At 33.2% G+C, this 21,606-nt stretch carries 20 protein-coding genes and 1 pseudogene; 2 read left to right on the plus strand and 19 right to left on the minus strand.

Features of this window, described 5'->3' with window-relative positions:
- Positions 1–226: 226 nt before the first annotated feature.
- The 10 genes and pseudogenes from AC1RRU_RS03085 to AC1RRU_RS03130 form a co-directional block, all read right to left on the minus strand.
- The gene (locus AC1RRU_RS03085; protein WP_016930546.1) at positions 227–1,009 is read right to left on the minus strand and encodes a glucose 1-dehydrogenase; all 783 of its coding nucleotides are present in this window, start codon (positions 1,007–1,009) and stop codon (positions 227–229) included.
- 14 nt (positions 1,010–1,023) lie between these two features.
- Entirely contained in the window at positions 1,024–2,304 is a 1,281-nt protein-coding gene (locus AC1RRU_RS03090; protein WP_011274538.1) for an MFS transporter, read from the minus strand.
- 32 nt (positions 2,305–2,336) lie between these two features.
- Positions 2,337–3,947, minus strand: a complete 1,611-nt coding sequence (locus AC1RRU_RS03095) for a xylulokinase (RefSeq protein WP_493196439.1) — start codon at positions 3,945–3,947, stop codon at positions 2,337–2,339.
- Positions 3,948–4,126: 179 nt separating this feature from the next.
- Positions 4,127–5,161: pseudogene (locus AC1RRU_RS03100) on the minus strand (SDR family NAD(P)-dependent oxidoreductase).
- A gap of 134 nt (positions 5,162–5,295) precedes the next feature.
- Positions 5,296–5,823, minus strand: a complete 528-nt coding sequence (locus AC1RRU_RS03105) for a YfiT family bacillithiol transferase (protein WP_016930543.1) — start codon at positions 5,821–5,823, stop codon at positions 5,296–5,298.
- A gap of 151 nt (positions 5,824–5,974) precedes the next feature.
- Positions 5,975–6,214 carry a hypothetical protein gene (locus tag AC1RRU_RS03110; protein ID WP_011274531.1) on the minus strand — a complete coding sequence of 80 codons (240 nt, stop codon included), beginning with the start codon at positions 6,212–6,214 and terminating at the stop codon, positions 5,975–5,977.
- Positions 6,215–6,512: 298 nt separating this feature from the next.
- Positions 6,513–7,907, minus strand: a complete 1,395-nt coding sequence (locus tag AC1RRU_RS03115) for a YfcC family protein (RefSeq protein WP_016930542.1) — start codon at positions 7,905–7,907, stop codon at positions 6,513–6,515.
- Between the two features lie 215 nt (positions 7,908–8,122).
- On the minus strand, positions 8,123–8,824 hold the full coding sequence (locus tag AC1RRU_RS03120) for an NAD(P)H-dependent oxidoreductase (RefSeq protein ID WP_493196440.1): 702 nt from the start codon (positions 8,822–8,824) through the stop codon (positions 8,123–8,125).
- Positions 8,825–9,318: 494 nt separating this feature from the next.
- On the minus strand, positions 9,319–10,608 hold the full coding sequence (arsB, locus tag AC1RRU_RS03125; protein ID WP_029376609.1) for an arsenite efflux transporter membrane subunit ArsB: 1,290 nt from the start codon (positions 10,606–10,608) through the stop codon (positions 9,319–9,321).
- Between the two features lie 220 nt (positions 10,609–10,828).
- Entirely contained in the window at positions 10,829–11,233 is a 405-nt protein-coding gene (locus AC1RRU_RS03130) for a YjdF family protein (RefSeq protein ID WP_011274527.1), read from the minus strand.
- A 296-nt stretch (positions 11,234–11,529) separates the two neighbouring features.
- On the opposite strand from AC1RRU_RS03130, the gene AC1RRU_RS03135 reads away from it, so the two are divergent.
- Together AC1RRU_RS03135 and AC1RRU_RS03140 are read left to right on the plus strand one after the other, a co-directional pair.
- On the plus strand, positions 11,530–13,137 hold the full coding sequence (locus tag AC1RRU_RS03135) for a MutS-related protein (protein WP_493196441.1): 1,608 nt from the start codon (positions 11,530–11,532) through the stop codon (positions 13,135–13,137).
- Between the two features lie 165 nt (positions 13,138–13,302).
- Positions 13,303–14,484, plus strand: a complete 1,182-nt coding sequence (locus tag AC1RRU_RS03140) for a DUF418 domain-containing protein (protein ID WP_016930538.1) — start codon at positions 13,303–13,305, stop codon at positions 14,482–14,484.
- Positions 14,485–14,573: 89 nt separating this feature from the next.
- Here AC1RRU_RS03140 and AC1RRU_RS03145 read toward each other — a convergent pair whose 3' ends face one another.
- From AC1RRU_RS03145 to AC1RRU_RS03185, 9 genes are all read right to left on the minus strand, one after another.
- A complete protein-coding gene (locus AC1RRU_RS03145; RefSeq protein WP_011274524.1) occupies positions 14,574–15,125 on the minus strand; it encodes a DUF805 domain-containing protein in 552 nt (183 codons plus the stop codon).
- 136 nt (positions 15,126–15,261) lie between these two features.
- Complete coding sequence (locus tag AC1RRU_RS03150; protein WP_016930537.1) at positions 15,262–16,128, minus strand: hypothetical protein; 867 nt, start codon at positions 16,126–16,128, stop codon at positions 15,262–15,264.
- 141 nt (positions 16,129–16,269) lie between these two features.
- Positions 16,270–17,274 carry an N-acetylglucosamine kinase gene (locus AC1RRU_RS03155; protein ID WP_037537457.1) on the minus strand — a complete coding sequence of 335 codons (1,005 nt, stop codon included), beginning with the start codon at positions 17,272–17,274 and terminating at the stop codon, positions 16,270–16,272.
- Positions 17,275–17,287: 13 nt separating this feature from the next.
- Complete coding sequence (locus AC1RRU_RS03160) at positions 17,288–18,376, minus strand: DUF871 domain-containing protein (RefSeq protein ID WP_053022281.1); 1,089 nt, start codon at positions 18,374–18,376, stop codon at positions 17,288–17,290.
- Positions 18,377–18,664: a hypothetical protein gene (locus AC1RRU_RS03165; protein ID WP_016930534.1), complete on the minus strand. Its 288-nt coding sequence runs from the start codon at positions 18,662–18,664 to the stop codon at positions 18,377–18,379.
- Positions 18,665–18,670: 6 nt separating this feature from the next.
- Complete coding sequence (locus tag AC1RRU_RS03170) at positions 18,671–18,988, minus strand: PTS lactose/cellobiose transporter subunit IIA (RefSeq protein ID WP_016930533.1); 318 nt, start codon at positions 18,986–18,988, stop codon at positions 18,671–18,673.
- A 15-nt stretch (positions 18,989–19,003) separates the two neighbouring features.
- Positions 19,004–20,299, minus strand: coding sequence for a PTS sugar transporter subunit IIC (locus AC1RRU_RS03175; protein ID WP_037537454.1), 1,296 nt, complete (start codon positions 20,297–20,299; stop codon positions 19,004–19,006).
- 24 nt (positions 20,300–20,323) lie between these two features.
- Positions 20,324–20,626 (minus strand): PTS sugar transporter subunit IIB, encoded by a 303-nt coding sequence (locus tag AC1RRU_RS03180; RefSeq protein ID WP_011274517.1) that lies wholly within the window; start codon positions 20,624–20,626, stop codon positions 20,324–20,326.
- 13 nt (positions 20,627–20,639) lie between these two features.
- Entirely contained in the window at positions 20,640–21,491 is an 852-nt protein-coding gene (locus AC1RRU_RS03185; RefSeq protein WP_011274516.1) for a MurR/RpiR family transcriptional regulator, read from the minus strand.
- Positions 21,492–21,606 lie beyond the last annotated feature (115 nt).

Genomic DNA, 21,606 nt, shown 5'->3' on the forward strand with positions numbered 1-21,606 from the left:
TATTCCTCCGTTCAGTATGTGTCTATTCACATTTTACCCAACCTAACCGGCACGCATAACTTCATTCAAGAAATTCTTGATTTGAATATAAAAAATGCATCTCAAACATTGGATTTTCATCCTACAGTTGAGATGCATATCATCGAATTATTAAAACTTCTAAAAAAATTCTTTTCACTAATAATGAAAAGTTGCAAAGACTCATCTTACACTTTTCCAAATATAATTATAATGCAGTGTAACCACCATCAATTGTAAATACGCTACCTTGTGCGAATGATGAAGCGTCAGATGCAAGGTATACAACAATGCCACCTAATTCTTCTGGTTCACCTGGACGACCCATTGGTGTCGCACCCATCCAATAATCGATCATTTCACCACCAGTATTAAACATTGGTTCAGTTAATGCTGTTTTCATGTAGCCTGGTGCAATTGTGTTTACTTTGATGCCATATTTTGACCATTCCATTGCTAAACTTTTCGTTAACATGATAACGCCTGCTTTAGATGCATTGTAAGATGCTTGTTCTTGTGGTTTATTGGCAATTAGTCCTGACATTGATGATGTATTAATGATTGAACCATAACCTTGTTTTATCATTTGACGTCCTACTGCTTGTGCTACTAAGAAGACACCATTTAAGTTTAAGTTAATTACTTTTAACCAGTTTTCGTAAGAGACGTCTTCTGCTTTTTCATTAATTGTCATACCAGCATTATTTACTAAGATATCAACTTTACCGTACTCATTCACGACGTCGTCTACCATTTTGCTAACATCTTCTGGATTTGTAACATCTACTTTTAATGCTGTCGTTTTAACGCCTTCATTATCTGCAATTGCTTTTGCTGTTTCTTGAGCTAAATCTAATTTAATGTCTGCAATAACAATATCTGCACCTGCTTGTGCTAATGCTTCTGCCATAGCTTTACCTAGTCCCATGGCACCGCCTGTTACGATTGCTACTTTACCGTTTACTTTAAATTGTTCAATAATGTTTGTCATTTTTATCATCCTTTTTAATTTGATTGTGTATTAACTGTTGTTTTTACTTGTCTTCCAGGCTGTTGTACTTTCATAAAGAATGTAAGAACAAAGCCTAATACATAAATCACTGCATATGCCCAAATCGTTACTTCAGCTGAGGCGAATATAAGCATGACACTTGCAAGTCCATAACCTAGGAAATTACTTAGACCAGCTGCTAAGTTATGTACGGACACTGCCGCCCCTTTATGTTCAGGTACTAACGTTGGGAAGATGGCTGACATTGGAACGAATGCAGCAACAGCGAAGCCGAACATCAGTGCAATTAAAGTTGTCACGAATATATTAGGTCCACTCCATGCAGGGAAATAATAGAACGCTAACGTAGAAACGGCCATACCAATACAGCCAAACCAGCGTACTTGGCGTACCCAACCAATTTTATCTCCCATAATACCCCAGAATAAATTAGTGAAGATTGTAATAATATACATTAAGCCCCAAACACGTAACCATTCTGACGTAGTGAATCCGAAATCTGCCGTATAAACGTGTGGTAAGAATACAACCAATCCGAATAATGACAGTTGGTTGATGATTCTTACGACAAAGGCAACTGCAACGTTCTTATTCTTAAGAATTGTGATACCTCTGCCAAATTCTCTTAACATTTCTTTCTTAGTCATGCTTTGTGCTTCGACATCTTCGCCTTTTTTATCTTTAACTAAGAACATTGCGATTAATCCACCAATTAAGATGAAGATTAATGATGACCATAAAGTACCCATTTCACCAATGATTGGAATTGAAAAGCTTGGTAAATATGAACCTAGTACTCCAATACCGATTGAATACATTGCCCAGAACCAACCCATTGCTGAAGCTAGTTTATAACTTGGTGAAGAATATGTAATCCATACGACAAAGCTATAAATAAACATTGGATATGCTAAACCACGAATACCATACATAATCATCATCATGGCATAGTTTTGTTGTTCTAGACCAAAGACTAAAAATCCAACATGGAAGATCATCCAAATAATAAACGCGAATGTCATCACACGTCTTGGACTGAAAATCTCAGCCATCACACCTGATAACCATGAAGCGATAGCTACGACTAAACCGTAAACGGTTAAGACATTGCCGGCCTCAGAATTATCAAAGCCAAGACTCATAATATATTTAGATAAAAATGCTTGCTCCATACCGTCTCCGGTCATAAAGATCGCTACGGCAATGTATCCCCATATTAATACCATAGGCAATCCTAGAAATTGACGTTCTCGTTTTTCTATCTCGTTCGCCATTTTAATCCCACTTTCTACCTTTGTTTTATTCATTATTTTTGTTCTGAATTAAATTGTTCATGTGCAAGACGTTCAAGTGGAATGCCTTGTTTAAAACGTTCTGTATATTGCTCAAAGCTTGCAACTTCATCTTTAGTTGGTTCGATTGTCATTGATTCTGTTCCTTTAAACGCAAAGTCATTCAAATATGTTGCTAAATTTGATGTCTTTGTTTCAATCATATATCTCGCCAATACTGCGATACCCCATGCGCCACCTTCACTTGCAGTTTGCATAACACGAACAGGACTGTCTAAAGCAGCTGCTAAGAATGATTGCGCAACTTTTTCAGTTTTAAAGATGCCACCATGACCAAACATTGAATCAATATGAATATTTTCTCTTTCTTTTAATAAATCAATTCCAATCTTCAACGTACTGAAAGCACTGTAAATATGTGTTTTCATTAAGTTAGCTAAGTTAAAGTTACTGTCTACTGATCGTACAAGCATTGGATAACCATGTTGTACATCTGTGATAAATTCACCAGAAATATAACCATATGACAATAACTTACCTAAATCTTCGTCACCTTTTAAGGCACGTTCAAATAATTTGGTGAACAATTCACCTTTATCGTATTTAACTCCCATTGTTTCAAATACTTCTCCAAACAAATCGACCCAAGCGTTTATATCTGATGTACAGTTATTCGCATGAATCATTGCTACTTCATAACCGTCTGGTGTTGTAACAATATCTACCTCTGGATAGACATCTTTGATTGGCTTTTCAAGGACAATCATCGAGAAGATACTTGTACCTGCTGAAATATTACCAGTTCTTGGTGCAACACTATTTGTAGCTACCATACCTGTAGCTGCATCCGCTTCAGGTGCACATAATGGACATCCGGCTTGTAGCTCACCGTTTGGATCAACTAATTTCGCACCCGTTTCAGTAAGACGTCCGGCATACTCCCCTGCTACAACTACTTTAGGTAAGATATCTCTAACATCTTGTGTGTAACCCTTTTCAGAAAACTTCTTATTAAAGCGTTGAATAATATCGTCACGATAGTCCTGTGTTTCACTATCAATTGGGAACATACCTGACGCATCTCCGATACCTAATACTTTCTCATCAGTTAGATACCAATGTATGTATCCGGCAAGTGTCGTCATATAACGTACTTTCTCAACATGTGCTTCTTGATCCAATGCAGATTGATAAAGTTGTGCGATACTCCAACGTTCAGGAATATTTACTTGGAAATCTTCTCTTAAGATTTCAGCTGCTTTATTAGCATTGTTATTACGCCACGTTCTAAATGGAATGAGTAAATCGTCATTGTCATCAAACGGTAAATAGCCATGCATCATACCACTAATACCTAAAGAAGCAAGTTGTTTCACGGTTGCATCGTATTTATCTTTTAACTCTTGAGTCATTGCGCCATATGCTTTTTGAATGCCTACCCATGCATCGTTCATCGAATACGTCCAATAACCATTACGGTAACTGTTCTCCCATTCGAATGAACCTGTTGCGAGGGTTTGACATTGGTCATCAATCGCAATTGCTTTAATACGCGTTGAACCGAACTCAATACCCACTGTTAAATGACCATCTTCAATAAATTGTTTGATTTGTGTATTATCCATCGTTTCACCTTACTTTTTATTATGAAAACGTTATCATAGACTAATCCTAGCATATGTATTTTTCATGAAACAAGAAAAAAGAAAGCGTTTTCTAAATTTGTAAGTAAAAAGACACCTTTACCTTCTATTTACAACAATGAAGATAAAGGTGTTTGCTTAAATGTATTATTCAATTATGTTTATTTTAAAATGTGATAGTCTCTCATACAGTCAACAGATGCTAGAATGGCTTCTTCTTGAGTGTAACTTGGCGTCCAACCTAAAACATTTCGTGCTTGCTGATTACTAACATTTCTATTCATTTCAAGTAATAACTTACCTTCTTGTGCTTCACTATTAAATCTAGCACCTAGCTTAATTGCGAAATCTGGAATGGTCTTAGTTGAAACTTTACTTGCTAATTCAGGGCGTTCTTTTTTAATTAATTGTGTGATTTCAGGCATAGAGATTTGTCCATCTGCAGTGGCGATATAACGTTTACCATTTGCTTCTGGCGTCTTCATTGCCAAAACATGTAATTGTGCAACGTCTCTGACATCTATGATATTCATTGGAATATTAGGGATACGTTTCATTTTGCCACTAGCAATATTTTCTACAAATTGAAAACTTAATGACATATGTTGATTTAATGATGGTCCAAGTATAGCAACAGGGTTGATTGTCGCAAACTCAATGTGATTTTCAGTAGCATTCACAAAGTCCCACGCTGCTCGTTCAGCAATTAATTTAGACTTCTCATAAACAGAAAATCCTTTTTCATTTGGATTAGTCCAATGTTCTTCTGTTGTCACACTAGATTTATCTTTATTACTAAATCCTACTGCGCCAAAGTTTGCAGTCATTATTACACGTTTCACATTCGTTTTCTCGGCAGCTCTCAAGATACGCTGAATACCTTCAACGGCTTGTTTATTAATCGATTGTTCATCAGTTACGCTAACACTACCCATCACTACAGACGATGCTACACTCATCACATAGGTGCAATCTTTCATAGCATCTTCCCAGTTATCATCTTTAGATAAATCCGCTTCAACAAATGCTAAATTTTACGTATCAATATTTTGTGCCTTTAATGTTTCTAAAATAGTATCTTTCTTAGATAACGAACGAATTGTTGCACGTACACTATAATCTTGCTTTAATAATTCCGCGACAATACGTAAACCTAAAAAACCTGTCCCTCCAGTTACTAAAACTTGTTCCTTCATGAAACTTCCTCCCCTATCTTTCTCTTGGTAGGTACAGATTATAGCAGTTTTATCATATTAGTTTGATGAATTACACTTGCTTTCGACAAAGTTCATTCTTAAGTTGTAGACGCTCAACTTTATAACTGTATTTACTACTCTTTTGATACGCCTTGGTCGGATAATGCAATCTTAATGTGCTCTAAATGATGACGCTCATGCCATGATAATTTCGCAAGTAATTCTGAAACCGGTACATTGCTACCATCTGATAGCTTGATAGAACGATTTAATTCACCTTCAGTAACATGATTTCCCATCTCTACAACGCGTTGGTTGAGTCCCTCTAAAATAGTAATTGAAACTTGCATAGGTAATTTAGAGTCTGGCAACTCTGCCCAACGTTCTTGATTAAACATGAACGCCGTTACGTCATCTTCAGTCAGTGCCATTTTCAATCTTTCATACAAATTAATCTGAGAATCTGCAATATGATGTACTAATTGTCTAACCGTCCAACTTCCTTCTCGATAACAACGTTCTAACTGCTCATCACTCAATTGATGAACCGTTTCCTTCAACTGATCACTATATGCTTCAATTTCACTCATCCATTGTTTCACATCAATTAATGTTGAATTTGTTGGCGCTTCAAATTCTCCTATTGGAAATCTTACATCCATTATAAATCCCCCTTAGCTATCTTTATCTATACCTTCTATATACCCTTATTAAGGATAAATAAAAAAGAAGCGAGTACAGAAATTAATCATTACATTAATTTCTATCCCACTTCCTCTGGAAATTTAAGATATCTATAATTTTCTCAAAATATTAAGCTAATAATAAAGGGCTTGAGAAAATAACTAAAAATACAATATTTAAAATTAACATTGTAATATTTATGGCTTTATTGCCTTTCAAGATGCCTAAGACATTTGCAATAATAGCTAATAACATCACAAACAATCCTGGAAGAAACCAGAACATGCTCGTAAACATGATAGAAACTACTAATAAAAATGATAATAAGCATAAAATACCTGAAACTAAATTAATACTATTTAAGTTCATAAGTTGCTCCTTTCAATTGGTGTTACACAGTATTATATACTAAAACTATTTTGAATTGAGCAAAATCTTTATAACAAAATCGACACATCTTTGTTATGTGTTGTTTTATAGATTTTTATAATCTTTTAAATAATTGATAAATTCAAGCATTTAAAGGGCTGGTTCCTATTTATTTAGAAACCCGCCTTTACATTGTTATGACAGCGTTTGTTAGACGTACTTCCTACTAACTTCAGACAAGCGTCAGTCTTACCTGTCAAGCCTTTAAACAAATTTCCAAGTGCTTCTTGAGAAATTTTTAATAACCAATTATAAGCGCAATCGACATCGCCACAGCACAAATAATTACCCATAATAGTATCAACTTCCACACAAATTTAATCCATTGAGTATAAGTAATTCGTCCAACAGCTAATGCTCCCATTAAGATTGCTGAAGTTGGGAATAAAATGTTACTGATTGAATCACCATATTGGAAAGCGAGTACCGTTAACTGACGATTAATATGCAGTAAATCTGATATTGGTACCATTAATGGCATTGTTGTTAATGCTTGACCCGATCCAGATGGTATAAAGAAATTAAGTAAGAACTGTAATATAAACATAGCAATAATAACAAATGAAGCTGGTATATCTGATAGCAATGTTGTCATGCCATGAACAATCGTATCGATGATTTTACCATTTTCCAAAATAACAACGATTCCTTTAGCGAATCCAACAATCATTGCGCCAAATAAAATGTTCTGCATTCCTTCAATTAATGCGTCAAATGTACCATTTAATCCAAGTCCGCTTACTAAACCTGCAACAATACCAGCAAGTAAGAAATTGGCGCTCATCTCATTAAACGTCCAATCGAATACAAATATGCCAAATACGTTAAATAGAATTGTAGCAACTATAATAAGTAAGCTAGCTGCTTGTCTCTTACTAAAGTGTTGATAAGTGATTTCTTGAATAATATGACCTTCTTCTTTTTCTAGCTCATACACAATACTTTTTGACTTATCTTTCTTCACTTTACGTGCATATAACATAACTGTAGAAATGGCTGCAGTTAAGATAAATAAATAGATAATTGTACGTAAACCCCAGCCTGAGAACATTGGTAGTTCAGCAACGGTTTGTGCCACACCAACTGTAAAGGGATTTAACATACCTCCACTGAAACCACTGGCAGCACCTAAAATAACCATTGCAGCACCTGTTAAGGCGTCGTAACCTAATGTTCGAGCGATTATAATGCCAATTGGAACAAAGATAATTGTTTCTTCTGCTAATCCAATTGTAAATCCTAATATAGAGAATATCGTCATCGTCAATGGAATCATTAGGAAATTGGCCTTCCCTAACATTCTCATTGCTTTGTTTACACCATTTTCGAAAGCACCCGTCTTATGAATAATGCCAAAGGCACCACCTACTAGGAATATATAGAATACGATTTCTCCGCCACTGATTAGTCCTTCAGGAATTGACCTGAATATTTCGAGGAAATTGACATTTGCCGATTCCACAGTATGGTATGTTCCTGAAACGACAAGTGTTTGATCACCTTTCTTTTCACGCGCATATTCACCAGCTGGAATAATGTAAGTTAATAACCAAGCTAGAAAAATAACAAACATTAATAAAGCATATGTATGAGGCGTCTTAAACTTAAATTTCTTATGCTTCTTTTCTTCCATAACTCATCAACACCTTAAATAAAATAGAATGTATATCATCAGATGATTATATACATCATACCCTATTTATCAGCTGATATACGATTACAATTTAAATTACATTTATTATTTTCGTCATTTCAGCGCTGGTTAGACCTATAAATACTTACAATTAAAAAAGCATCACCAAAATGAATAAATGATTCATTTTGATGATGCTTGTATTTCAAAAACGTCTATTTTAATTGTCCGTTATCATCGAAATCTTCTAATTTATGATATTGAATTCTAGGAATGTCATCGATATGTTTTAATTTCTCAGCTAATTGTTCAAGATAGTCACGTCTTACCTCTTCGCTATGGCTAACTTGATAAGCAATAAATGGTTCTAATGGTGTCATACCAGAGAAATAAATCATACCATGGTTAATATGGAATAATACTTGCTCATAAATATCTCCTGAAAAACCATTTGCAGCATAGCTTCCTTCGGGTGAGCCAGTCGTAGTTGAGATCATGGCTATTTTATCTGTTAATCGGGCTTTGTCATAACGGTCGTATTCTCCGCCATAAATGCCACCAAACATAAAGATTTTATCAAACCAACCTTTAAGTATGGCTGGAACACTAAACCACCATAGTGGAAATTGGAAAATAACTAAGTCTGCCCATAACAGTTTTTCAAATTCTTCCTTAATCACTGATGTTAATTCATCGTTATCATATGCATTTTTTTGTTCGACTGCGTATTTGAAGAATTCAGGATCTGTTAAGTTTTTGAAATCTTCTTTTCTAGCAACTGGATCAAAATCCATTGCGTATAAACCCGAAACTTTAACTTCATAACCTTGTGCTTCTAATGTTTCTACAGCTTTATCTTTTAATGCACCATTGAATGACTTTGGTTCAGGATGGGCATATACAATTAATGATTTCACATTCTCACCTCAATAGAATTGGAATACTTATACGTTCAAGATACTATGAATTTCTTTTATCACAAACATATATGCTCGTTTAAATGTAATTAGCATGTTGTCCTTACAAATCCACTCTAAAACGTAAAAAAGTGAGATAGACGAATCATAGACGAAATATCCGTTACCTCACTTAAGTTATTCTCGCTAAACTAATCAATTATCTTTAAAGAGTATACTTCCAATTAATAGTGGCGAAATATGTATATTCAACTATGTATATATCTAAGCCTTATATTACAATGAGGTTAGACTGCACGGTGTATAAAAGTTAGCAATTAACTGTTTGAATGGTCGATTTATACATTAACATTTTGGGATGGTGAGCAATCTAACTTCTCTTGAATATACTTTAAAATAGTATCAAAAAATTTAAACCCTATGTTTGTCTATTCTCAAAAGATACGTATGAATGCCTAACTGTTATTCCCATTGCGAATTATGATTTTCTCCTTTTAAAAAATGAGTAATGTAAGAAATAGTCCTAGCAACGTGAAAAAGAGTACTGGAATCGTAATGACTATTCCTGTTTTAAAGTAAACGCCCCATGATATTTTGACATCTTTTTGAGCTAAAACGTGAAGCCATAATAAAGTGGCTAATGAACCTATAGGTGTAATCTTCGGACCTAAGTCAGACCCTATTACATTCGCATAAATCATACCTTCTCTAAGGATACCTGTCACTTGTGACTGATGTATTGCTATCGCATCAATTAAAACGGTCGGTAAGTTATTCATGATAGATGATAAAATTGCAGAAATAAAACCTACACCCATAATACTCGTAAACAAGCCATGCGCAGATATAGATGCAAATATATGACCTAAGACAGTTGTTATGCCAACATTTTTAAGTCCAAATACGACTAAATACATACCTAATGAAAAAATCACGATATTCCATGGTGCACCTTTGATTACTTGTCCAGTAGAAACAACATCTGATTGGCGTGCCAAGAGTAGGAAGATAATAGCGACAATTCCAGCAATCAGAGACACTGGTACGTGTATAAACTCACTGACAAGATAACCTATTAATAGTATTGCTAAAACAAGCCAAGATATGCGAAATAGTTTCTGATCTTTAATCGCGGCACCAGGACTTTGAACTTTTCGAATATCAATGGTCTTTGGAATCGTTGTTCGAAAATAAATCCATAATACAATGATACTTGCTAGAAGTGAGAATATATTTGGTATTAGCATATGACTCAAATATTCTACAAATCCAATGTTGAAGTAATCCGCAGAAACAATATTTACTAAGTTACTCACCGTAAAAGGTAACGACGTTGCATCAGCGATAAAGCCACTTGCGATAATGAAAGGAAAGATCACTTTCTTACTAAATCCAAGATGACGTACCATCGCTAAAACGATTGGCGTTAAGATAAGTGCAGCACCATCATTCGCAAAAAATGCTGCCACTATCGCACCGAGGAGCATAATATAAACAAACATTCTGAAACCGTCCCCTTTAGATGCTCGAACCATATGTAATGCAGCCCATTCAAAGAAACCAATTTCATCCAGAATAAGTGAAATCAAGATGACAGCGACAAATGTTAAAGTTGCGTTCCAAACAATATCTGTTACTTCCACGATGTCAGACCAACCAACAACTCCAGTAATAAGCGCTAAAACTGCGCCTACAACAGCAGTAATTCCTATATCTAGTCCTTTAGGTTGCCAAATAACAAAAATCAAAGTAATAACAAAAATGAGAATGGCTAAAAAAGTCATCATAAACGTTCACCTACAAAGTGTCGTTGATGACGATGTGAAAAATGAGTTATAGATGATATATATTTGTCTTTCATATCAGTCAATTCCTCCTATGTCATCAATAAGCATATCATGAGCTATGATGTGAAATCTATGTAGCAAAGTTATGAGGCGAATTATTAAATAAAAAATAGAACCTCATACATATAAAATGTTTGAGATCCTATTTTCGCGAGATTCAATGTCCCTTTTTCTTTTGCTTATTTTTTTGAACTTTAAGCTGTCGTTTGCGTGCTTTCGCCTGTTCTTTCTTTAATTTCTTACTCTTTTTACCCTGTACTTTTTTCATTTCTTGCTCTTTTTTGATTGCTTTTTGAGCATAAGTTGAAGTTTTAGGTTGTTTCTGTTCTTTAGCAACTTGCCTTTGTAAACGTTTAGGATTTACTTTTTTTGGTTTCTTTTTTTCAATGGAAACTTTCGTTTGATTTATCAATTCATCTAAATGACCATAAATAAAATTAAAAATTTCAGCACTATTTGGCTCAGTTCCAAAGGTAAATTTCACCAACTTAACCCTATCTTCTTCCCTATATTCAACCAATCCTATGAAAAACTGACCATCATGAAATATTGATAATTCCAATGATTGTCCCTCCTCTATATATAACTTGAAATGAGGGACGACCTGAGGAGGAAGGTTACTGACAAATGATTACATTTGCATTGGGACTACCAACCCAATTGTGTTTTTACATTTCTCTATAAGCATAACTGATATACACTAAGAAACCAATATGAATCAATTAAAAATTTAATCATTTAATATGTACAAATATCTTATGTATGAAGTGAAATTTTTTTATATTATCTACTTTTGTTAATTGCATAAAATTATGAAATAATTGTGTAGATGATTTAATTTTTATAAGGAGTTTAGTTATGAATATTTATCAGACTTATGCATTATTGGTAATCGGTATTATCATATTAGGCTTGATTGTAAATGTTGTTGTGACAATAGTAGACAGGAGGAAATTGATCAACCACATACATACACTTTGGCGTAATAAGAAGCCTATTGAGAACTTCATACGTCCAAATTCCCGCTTCGATTATCAATTCAAACTCAAACGTGACCAACATAATAACCTCATCGATGATAAAACATGGTCAGATTTAAATATGGAAGAAATCTTCCATCGTAGCAATTTTAACTTCACGGCTATTGGAGAGATGCGTTGGTTTGCCACATTACGCAATATGTTTAAGGTCAATAACAAACAACTATTAGACCAATTTAATAATGATGAAACATTAAGGGTCAATGTATCTTATCATCTCGCTTCTATTGGCAAAGTGGTGTACCCTATCTTCCCTGATCAACTCAAAGCAATAAAGCGAAATAATTTATTTATGATTTGTCCATTTATACCATTTATTGGACTCATTATTTGTTTCATTTCTCCATCAACTGGAGTACTTATAACCCTATTTTCGATTCTATTAAATATTGTATTATCCGGTACACTGAAACGTACTTATGATCAAGATTTAAAGTCATTATTCTATACCGCGAAAGTCCTTAAGGAAGGTTATCATCTCGACCAAATTAAAGGCACACCAGAAGTTAATACGAACTTTAGTCACTTTAAAGGGGCACGTTTATTTAGTGGTCTACTAGGCAAAGTGGGAGATCAAGATATTGGTGGCGCATTTATTATGCTACTCAAGATGGCGTTCATGGTAGATTATTTCCTCTTCCATATCATCCAGTATACGTATTATCGATATCAAGACGAGGTGATGGCCTGCTATGACTATGTCAGCACCTTAGACAATCACTATTCATTAGCCATGTATCGACGCATATTAGACACTTATTGTGAGCCGACTGCCTTTTCAAATGAGCAAACATTAACATTCACTAATTTGATTCATCCTTTACTGGAAAATGCAGTCCCAAACGACCTCGACATTAACCACAATATTCTACTAACGGGGTCGAATGCATCAGGAAAATCAACATTTATGAAAGCTTTAGCAATTAACCTTATTCTTGCACAAACGATAGAAACTGCGACGGCGGATGCGTTTAGCTATCGTCCCGGCTTAGTTTATACGTCAATGGCCAATGCCGATGATGTTCTGTCAGGCGATAGTTACTTCATGGCTGAGTTGAAATCTATTCGTCGTCTATTCGATATAGAGACGCATATGCCAGTATACTGCTTCATCGATGAAATCTTTAAAGGTACGAATACAACTGAACGTATTGCAGCATCAGAATCTGTATTATCATATTTGAATCATCAACCAGAGTACAGAATTGTAGCAGCGACACATGATATCGAACTTTCAGAATTATTAAAGGACAATTATCAAAACTTTCACTTTAATGAAACGATTGAAAACGATGAAATCCACTTTGATTACAAGATTAAAAAAGGTAAAGCGAATACGAGAAATGCAATTGAATTGTTGCGAATTACTAACTTCCCTAACAAAATCTACAAACGAGCCAAGGATCAGGTTAAAGATTTGAATTAACATTGTTTCATGTAAAACATTATCAATATAAGTAGGGTGATGAGATTAAATTATAATTTTGTCGACCCACTTCTTTATGGTTGAGTTGATGATTTAAGATAGATTTAAGACAAAATTATGATAGATTTTATCATTATTGTTTACTGTGAGTATTGAGGTGACATTATGAAACGAATTACAATTGCTGATAGTTTAAGAGGGTTCAGCTTATTAGGTATATTTCTTGCCAATCTACTTATATTTCAATTTAGTTTATCTGGTAAAGACTACATCGAACATTTCCATTTAAGTCCTGTAAACCAAGGAATATTCAACCTTATCATCATACTTGTTGAAGAAAGTTTTTTACCTATTTTTGCAATACTCTTCGGCTTTTCAATGGATAAACTGTATCAGTCTATGAAATTGAAAGGATTGCCACGGCCTAGATTAAAGTTATTACGTCGTGCCATTTTCTTACTTATCTTAGGCTTTATCCATGCAAGTTACATATGGGAAGGCGATATATTATTGGCTTATAGTTTAGCTATGTTATGTGTAATACCTTTTATTTCACTAAGTACCAAAGCTTTCAAATGGTTTAATATTGTAATTATTTCTTTCATGCTCGTCATGGGTATTTGGTCTATGTTTGATGATTCACAAACGTCTACATCATCTGACAAATATGATTCCGCTTCGTATATTCATAAAGTGCAAAAGATTTATACAGAAGGTAGCTATAATGATATTCATCACGTAGATGATATAGCGACATCTCCAAAATTTGCAAAATTAGAAGATCAATTAGGCGATAATAAAGGTGCTATCTTCTTGATAGCTATACTTTTTGAAGTACCATTATTCACTTTAGGTATCTTCCTTTCTAGATGTGGATGGTTCGAGAAAGATGCGAAACACTTTTGGACGTCGAAACTCTTTATATACCTTATTCCAGTATCTATTTTTGCCAAATCAACCATACTCTGGTTGGATAACGAGGCTATTTCAGGTACGCTTGTAGCTATATTTGGACCGATTTTATCCTTAGGTTACATGAGTTTATTTAAATATTTATACCAACGTTATGAGACGCATCCAATTTTTAAAGGTTTGGAAAATGCCGGCAAAATATCTCTTACCATTTACATTAGTCAAAGTATCATTGGTACACTCATCTTCTATAGTTACGGTCTAGGATTATTTGGCAAAGATATACTCATTTACACAAGCATTTTATTCGTAATTATCTATATAGTTTTAGTACTATTAGCAACATTGCATCAAAGATACTTCCGATACGGTCCATTAGAATATCTCCTGCGCATGTTCACATATTGGAAATGGCATGTAGGTAAACGTAAATAGACATAATAAAAAGGTTCAATGTGGTTAATCATTAACTGCACGTTGAACCTTAATTTATGTTGCTAAGCATATTGAATTAGAACATTGGGTTATTCATAATGTCCTTTGAATTTAGGGCTTTCTCCATATTTATTTTTATTAAATTTACTATTTAAGCATGTGATTACTATTTGGTAGATTGAAACAGCAAATTGTACTAGGGAAAATAGGAGAATAAATAACAGTGCCCAACCATTTTCACCATTGGGGTCATTAATATTCCAAATCAATTGCACAATAAAAGATATCACACCTAATACAACTGATAAGATAGGAATAAACATCGTACGATCAGTGTCATGGAATCGTCTGACTGTCATCGCTAAATTAGGAATGAATGTAATAATTGCGTATAAAATCATATAAATGATTGTGATAACTAACATAACTACGCTTAAAATTGATAAGCCTTCAGATTGAAACCCTGCTGCGAACATAATCATGATTAATGCCATAATATAAAGAATCAGAGCGGGTCCATAAAAGATTAAATGCCATAATTGCATAAACCAAAATTCACTTCGTCTTGAACGACCTTTGAAATTAAAATAATTTTTCCAAAACAACTTAAATGCTTCGCCAAAACCTACTTTTGGATTCATAAGCATAAACTCCTTTGCGTAATTTTAATTGCCGTCTTTCCCTTACCTTTATCGTATCATACTGGCATAATTATAGAACCCTATAAAAAAGTTCTCAGTCTAATTTAATTAACCTGAGAACTTGGGTTTGAACTTATTAATTTTCTTGCTTAATGACTTTACCGTTAGCATCTAACTTAATAAATTTATTATTTTTAGTTTTATATGTACCTAAAATTTCGCCATCTTTATTTCGATAATTCACAATCCAATCGCCACTATGACCGACCATTTTAACATCGTCCCATAAATAGTTGGTCTTACCTACCGCAATACCTTCAAAATCCGAAATCATTTGATACACTTGGTTACGGAAATGTGTATTTACTGTTCCTGACTTCTCTAAGTATTCAGCAGATAATGGATTATTATTTTCCTTATCTTTTTTAGATAAACTATCTACAATATTTATCTTATCCGTTAATTCTGGTAAAGCTTTGTTGTCTTTATTCGCTTTATAGACATCAATTAGTTTTACTTCTTTACCTTTTCCTAATAAATCTTTGTAATCTAATGAACCAGATTGCATGCGTCCGATAAAGATTTTATCGTTACTAACTCCGATTAATGCTTCAAAGTTCCCTTTATTAGGTGATACATTATAGAAATTCATACCTTTTGGAGCATTTTTGATACTATCATCGTACTTCACAAGTTTGAAATCAACTAGTTTAAAGTTTTTATTTCCAGTCGCAAGTTTGTATTCATAAATTCCAGTTAGAATTTCATTCTTAGTCAATGTATATCGGTCAACATCCTCCACACAGAAGGCAAGTGCTAATTTTTGTTTTTCAGATAGCTTTGCTACTTCCTTTTCCAGCTTTTGTTCTTTTTTAGACTTCTTAGATTTTGTTTGTTCCGCGTTAGATTTCGTTTTAGCGCTATCTTCTTTAGAACCATCATTAGAACCACAAGCTGCAAGTAAAAGTAAAAACACCCCACACATAAATAATAGTTTCTTCATCTATGTCTCCTCATATAATTTGCATTTTTAAAATCAATTAATTATACTATATTTTATTTATAAAAGTGTACTTTGTAAATACTTATTTGAAAGTATTTCTTGCAAAAAAAGTGCTCCATTATAATTTTTGGAGCACTCTTTTTAATATAATTTATTAATGTCGTTCCAACTATTTTCAACAGCTTGTTGAATCGTTCGAGTAAATTTATTCTGATTATTTTCTATTAAAGACAATACATAAGCTCCAATTACGGGTGGGAATTTAGGTATTATAATTTCATTACTTGGATATGTCTTCTTCAACTTAATAATAACATTATCTTTAAACTCAAGATTAGAGAATAGACCTCCACATAATACGATAGGTGGTTTATATTGTTTTTTATCAATTAAAAGAAACGCACCCTTAACTAACTCAATCAATGAATCTATACTGTTATTAATAATTTCTATAGCAACATCATCACCACTTCGAGCAACTTCAAAAACTACTTTTGCTAATGAAGCGATATTTGATCGCATCTCTAAATTTTGATACACGTATGGAATTATATCTGTTTCATGTCTTAGACTTAAATGTTTTTTAAGTGCTTCAGTTAATTGAGTAGACTTACCTCTTCCATCATAACTTTTCATTATTGCAACAAGTGCTTGCCTACCTATATCATATCCACTACCTTCATCACCTAGTACATATCCCCATCCACCAACTCTATTTAATTCATTTGTTTTCTTATTATAGCAATATGATATAGATCCAGTACCAGCTATAAGTACAATACCGGACTCTCCATATGTACCCGATGCCAAAGCACATATGGCGTCATTTTCAACAATAACTTTTATCCTATGCAATTTGTACCCTTCCAATGACTTTTTGATTAAGTTTTTTTCTAAATCTCTCCCAGCACCACTTAAAGATAAATATATAGTGTTTATATCATTTAACTCTATCTTAGCTTGTTTTCTTAATATCGATATCATATTCATTAATGTCGTTTTAACAGAATCTAACCCTTTAACCTGTATATTTGTAGATTCAGCCATAGTATACCCGACGATTTCTCCATAGTTGTTACCAATCACACCTGCCGTTTTTGTTCCTCCGCCATCAATACCAATATAATATTTCTTATTAATATTCATTGTTAAATCAATCCTATTCTTTCACATTCAACACGAAAGATTGCCAAGGTTCTATTAAATCTAATAAAAAATGTTCATCCTCATTAATTTTACCAATAACATTTTTCACACCACTATTTTCCATATTTTGAAGTGCTATCTGCATTTCTCCCTTATAATGACCATAAGTTTCATTACAAATTAAAATATCTCCCTTTTCAATTTTAGAAGTATTATGTGGTGGAAATTCTCTATCTTTAAAATGTACTCTACTCATTGTTGAGCGAATAACATAGTCTGAGACATCGCCACGATTAAAGTGCTCTTCTTCCAAAACAATCTTTTTTTCTAAATTTGAAATATCAGGATTTAACTCTATATTGAGTGTAGGCATTGAAAAATTAATCTTGGATAATGCATATAACTCTTCATCGGTAGCATAAGCGTTACTTATAATAATATCATCAATTAGCCCAGTCATTAATAAGTGCTTCGCTTGAACTTCAATCGGCAAATCTCTATGGTCTTCTAATGTAGGTAAACCTTCCATTACCTTCCATGGTCCTATATTGCCATGTTGAGATGTCACGAATGCTGCAGTCGTCAATTGATGTTGTTTATATGATTCTGATGTTTTTTGAAAATGATTAAATGATAAACCTGTATATTGCTGTGGATAAAAGTTGTGACATCCTATCAAATTGTCTTTATTAGGCTTATAATTTGAAACATCATTAATAAAGGTTGCACTCGTACTTATATTTAATTCAATAAACATATTTTGCTTATTATGAGTCATTTTTGCTACTTCTTGTGCTGAAAAACCTGAATCAATTCGAATTCCAGAAACTCCCAATTGATCGAAAAATGCTAAATCTAAATTATCTATTTGAAGGTCTTTAAACACTTCCCGATTAATATCAGCTATGACCTCCATATCGTTCTTATTGGCATATTTAACAATTTCCTTAAACTTTTCAAAAATTTCACGTTCTTCTTGTTTCACTGATAGCAAATTAGTAAATATTCGTTTAAAACCATATCTCACACTATTATCAATGTAATCTTTCATCATCTCTAAGTCAGATTGTGTAGGATAAATTGAGATACCTAATCGATGCATTTATTTGCCCTCCTCAGATTTGTAGATAACACCTTTAATTTTTTTATTTTCAAGTAATTGTCTTGATTTTTCAAAAAATAAAATACTATTGAATATAATCAAAAAATATATAATTGTCCATCCGAGTGTATTAATTTCATCGAAAATCATAATTGGAATACCAATGATAAATGGCATAATTACTAAAAGTAACCATCTGTTAATCGCTACTTTCCTAATAATCAATTGTGATAGCTTACGGCAAAAAACTAATAAAATTAATAAACCTAATATATACAAAAGTCTCATAGAATATCACTTCTCTTCTAACTTTTTATATAGTTCAATCATCTTCTCAATTAAACTTTTTTCACTCAATGCTGTCATAAGATGATCTTGTGCATGAATCATTAATAGCGAAGTATCAACTTTTTCACCATTAATTTCATCTTGAATTAAACGTGTTTGTGTTTTATGAGCTTCCGCCATTTCATGCTCTGATTCATCTAAAAGTTTTTTTGCTTCTTCAAAGTTTCCTTCAGCAGCACTATTTAATGCTTCATAAGCTAAACTTTTCGCATTTCCTCCATGTGCAATAATTTCAAATATCTCTGCTTCATTTTTATTTTCCATAACAAGTCACCCATCCTATTCTTTTTCTGCAGAATCTTCATTAAGACTTTGTTCTTGAGCTAACATTTCACGCTCATATTTTTTAAAGAAAGGATAATAAAGCACAATTGCAATAAGTAAATTAATTAATACTAATATCAGTGCTTTCCAATCTCCGCTAGTAGCAAACAATGCACCGATAGGTCCCGGTAATGTCCATGGTGCTAAAATTGTGATTTTTGCAATTAATCCTAATTTAAAAACAAAATACGTGATCGTCGTTAAAACCAAAGGAATAAATATGAATGGTAAAGCTAGAATAGGATTCATTACTAATGGAGTCCCAAAAATTAGAGGTTCATTTATATTAAATATACTAGGAATAATTGAGAATCTCCCTACTTTTTTAAGATACTCTGATTTAGAGAAAACCATTAATATACATAGACTTAACGTTGCACCTGCTCCTCCAATCCAAACAAACCATTGGAAAAACGGTTCTACAACTATATTAGGAAGTTGCTCTCCAGCTGCCTTAGCATCTATGTTTTGATCTAAAAGCGAGAACCAAATCGGTTGGAAAACAGCACCCATAACAGCAACACCATGTATACCTGCAGCCCATAAAAGAACAATAAAGAATACTGGTATTAAAGCACCTAATAATGAATCGCCTGCAAATTTGCCAAGCGGTTCAAATAGCATGTTAACAATCTTATTTAAATCTATATTTAAAATCACACGAACGAACCATGAAATGATAATAACTAAAGTTGCTGGAATTAAAGATTCAAAAGATCTGGCAACTGAACTAGGAACTTGTTCCGGCATTTTAATAGTAAAACCTGATTTAATAACTAATCGACTTATTTCTACTGCAAATATCATAGAAATGATAGCTACAAATAAACCAGAACCTCCTAAATCTGCCATAGGCAACACATATCCAACAGCATCTTTTTTAGCTAATTTATCATCTAAATTTAATGGAATATTCATCATTAGAAAGGTTGCTAATGAAAGTAAACCACCTGAAAGACCATCCATTTTGTATGATTTTGATAAATTATACCCCATACAAAACGCTGCATATAAAGCCATTAAACCTAATGTCATTCTATTTGCGATCATTATCTTCTCAGCATGTGGTTGTACTAAATCTGCAAAATAGGGTATTGGTGGTGACGCAAATAAAGTGAAGAATGATCCGACAATAATCAATGGTAACGTTGCAATAATACCATCACGAATGGCAACTAAATGTCTTTGCTCAGATGCTTTTGCCATTGGTGTCATTAATACTTTTTCAAGCCATTGTAATAACTTTTGCATAAAACCATCTCCCAAACATTTATACTATTTATCGTATCCTTTAATTTGTTTTAAAATTTTAGGCGCACCTATTGGTGTATAACCCATTGGATCAACTACATCAACTGGTTTCCCAACTTCATCTCCCATCTTTTTAAACTTATCTAAACGATGCTTAACTTGTGGAGCAACTAGCCCTAAATCGTAATTTTCAATTTGATTCTCAAATTCCTCTGATCCGACCGCTTTAATTTCAAGATCATAATTTTCCTTATCTGCTTGTTTCTTTATTGAGTCAACAACCATTGCGCTTGACATTCCACCTGAACAAACCATAATTACTTTCATTTAAAACACTCCTCTATTTGAATTTATTATTTTTTATAGCTTTTCTTGTATTTTCTAGTTTCTGACGGTTGCTTAAATAATCATTACTAGCAATGCAAATATACAAAATATCAATGATACTTAACATTGCAATTCTTGAGCTCATCGCTCCGCTTCTTTTTGCTTTTTCGGAAGAACTAACAAACAGCTGTACGTCTGATAAATTAGATATAGGATTATCACCATATTTCGTTATAGAAATTACTTTTGCACCTTTCTCTTTAGCTAACTGAGTAGAATTAACTATATCTTTAGTTTGACCTGAACTTGATATAGCAATTACTACATCTTCTGAAGAAAGATTAGCACTTAAAGTAACTTGTTCATCAAAACTACTTCCGACATCACACCAATAATCGATACGTGTTAGTTTTTGCTTAAAATCTTGTGCAATAAGTGCTGAAGCCCCAATACCATAGATACATGTTTTTCTCGAATTAACAATTAATTCAAAAGCATGTTTAATATTTTCTGTTGATAAAATTCTTTCTGTATCTCTTAAAGTCTTAGTATTGTTATGAAATACAGTTTGCGTAACTTCTTCAATTGAATAATCTTTATCTATTTCTGCATAACCACGTTGAATATTCCCCGGTTCGTTTAAGTCATAAGCGATTTTTAGCTTTAAGTCTTGAAAGCCCTTACATTTCAATTTTTTAGATAACCTAACAACCGTTGCCACACTGACGTTTGTTAGGTCTGCTAGTTTTTGTACAGAATAATTAATAATTTCATCTGGATGCTCAAGAATATACTCTGCAACTCTACGTTCCGAGGGATTTAAATCGCTTAAAGATGATTCAATAATAATCAAACTACCATGCAATAAACATCACCTCTAAAAAGAATAATATTTCACTTCAAATACAATTTACAAAATATTATTACATTTGTCAAAATCTAATTTATATGTAATATTGTTATATCTCGTCTTAATACAT

This window comes from Staphylococcus sp. GW821-FHT11H10 (assembly GCF_058807855.1).

Excerpts from the sequence above, each read along its gene's own strand:
- AC1RRU_RS03085 (WP_016930546.1), bottom strand. The coding sequence starts at position 1,009 with ATGACAAACATTATTGAACAATTTAAAGTAAACGGTAAAGTAGCAATC.
- AC1RRU_RS03090 (WP_011274538.1), bottom strand. The coding sequence starts at position 2,304 with ATGGCGAACGAGATAGAAAAACGAGAACGTCAATTTCTAGGATTGCCT.
- AC1RRU_RS03095 (WP_493196439.1), bottom strand. The coding sequence starts at position 3,947 with ATGGATAATACACAAATCAAACAATTTATTGAAGATGGTCATTTAACA.
- AC1RRU_RS03105 (WP_016930543.1), bottom strand. The coding sequence starts at position 5,823 with ATGGATGTAAGATTTCCAATAGGAGAATTTGAAGCGCCAACAAATTCA.
- AC1RRU_RS03110 (WP_011274531.1), bottom strand. The coding sequence starts at position 6,214 with ATGAACTTAAATAGTATTAATTTAGTTTCAGGTATTTTATGCTTATTA.
- AC1RRU_RS03115 (WP_016930542.1), bottom strand. The coding sequence starts at position 7,907 with ATGGAAGAAAAGAAGCATAAGAAATTTAAGTTTAAGACGCCTCATACA.
- arsB (WP_029376609.1), bottom strand. The coding sequence starts at position 10,608 with ATGACTTTTTTAGCCATTCTCATTTTTGTTATTACTTTGATTTTTGTT.
- AC1RRU_RS03135 (WP_493196441.1), top strand. The coding sequence starts at position 11,530 with ATGAATATTTATCAGACTTATGCATTATTGGTAATCGGTATTATCATA.
- AC1RRU_RS03140 (WP_016930538.1), top strand. The coding sequence starts at position 13,303 with ATGAAACGAATTACAATTGCTGATAGTTTAAGAGGGTTCAGCTTATTA.
- AC1RRU_RS03145 (WP_011274524.1), bottom strand. The coding sequence starts at position 15,125 with ATGAATCCAAAAGTAGGTTTTGGCGAAGCATTTAAGTTGTTTTGGAAA.
- AC1RRU_RS03150 (WP_016930537.1), bottom strand. The coding sequence starts at position 16,128 with ATGAAGAAACTATTATTTATGTGTGGGGTGTTTTTACTTTTACTTGCA.
- AC1RRU_RS03155 (WP_037537457.1), bottom strand. The coding sequence starts at position 17,274 with ATGAATATTAATAAGAAATATTATATTGGTATTGATGGCGGAGGAACA.
- AC1RRU_RS03160 (WP_053022281.1), bottom strand. The coding sequence starts at position 18,376 with ATGCATCGATTAGGTATCTCAATTTATCCTACACAATCTGACTTAGAG.
- AC1RRU_RS03165 (WP_016930534.1), bottom strand. The coding sequence starts at position 18,664 with ATGAGACTTTTGTATATATTAGGTTTATTAATTTTATTAGTTTTTTGC.
- AC1RRU_RS03170 (WP_016930533.1), bottom strand. The coding sequence starts at position 18,988 with ATGGAAAATAAAAATGAAGCAGAGATATTTGAAATTATTGCACATGGA.
- AC1RRU_RS03175 (WP_037537454.1), bottom strand. The coding sequence starts at position 20,299 with ATGCAAAAGTTATTACAATGGCTTGAAAAAGTATTAATGACACCAATG.
- AC1RRU_RS03180 (WP_011274517.1), bottom strand. The coding sequence starts at position 20,626 with ATGAAAGTAATTATGGTTTGTTCAGGTGGAATGTCAAGCGCAATGGTT.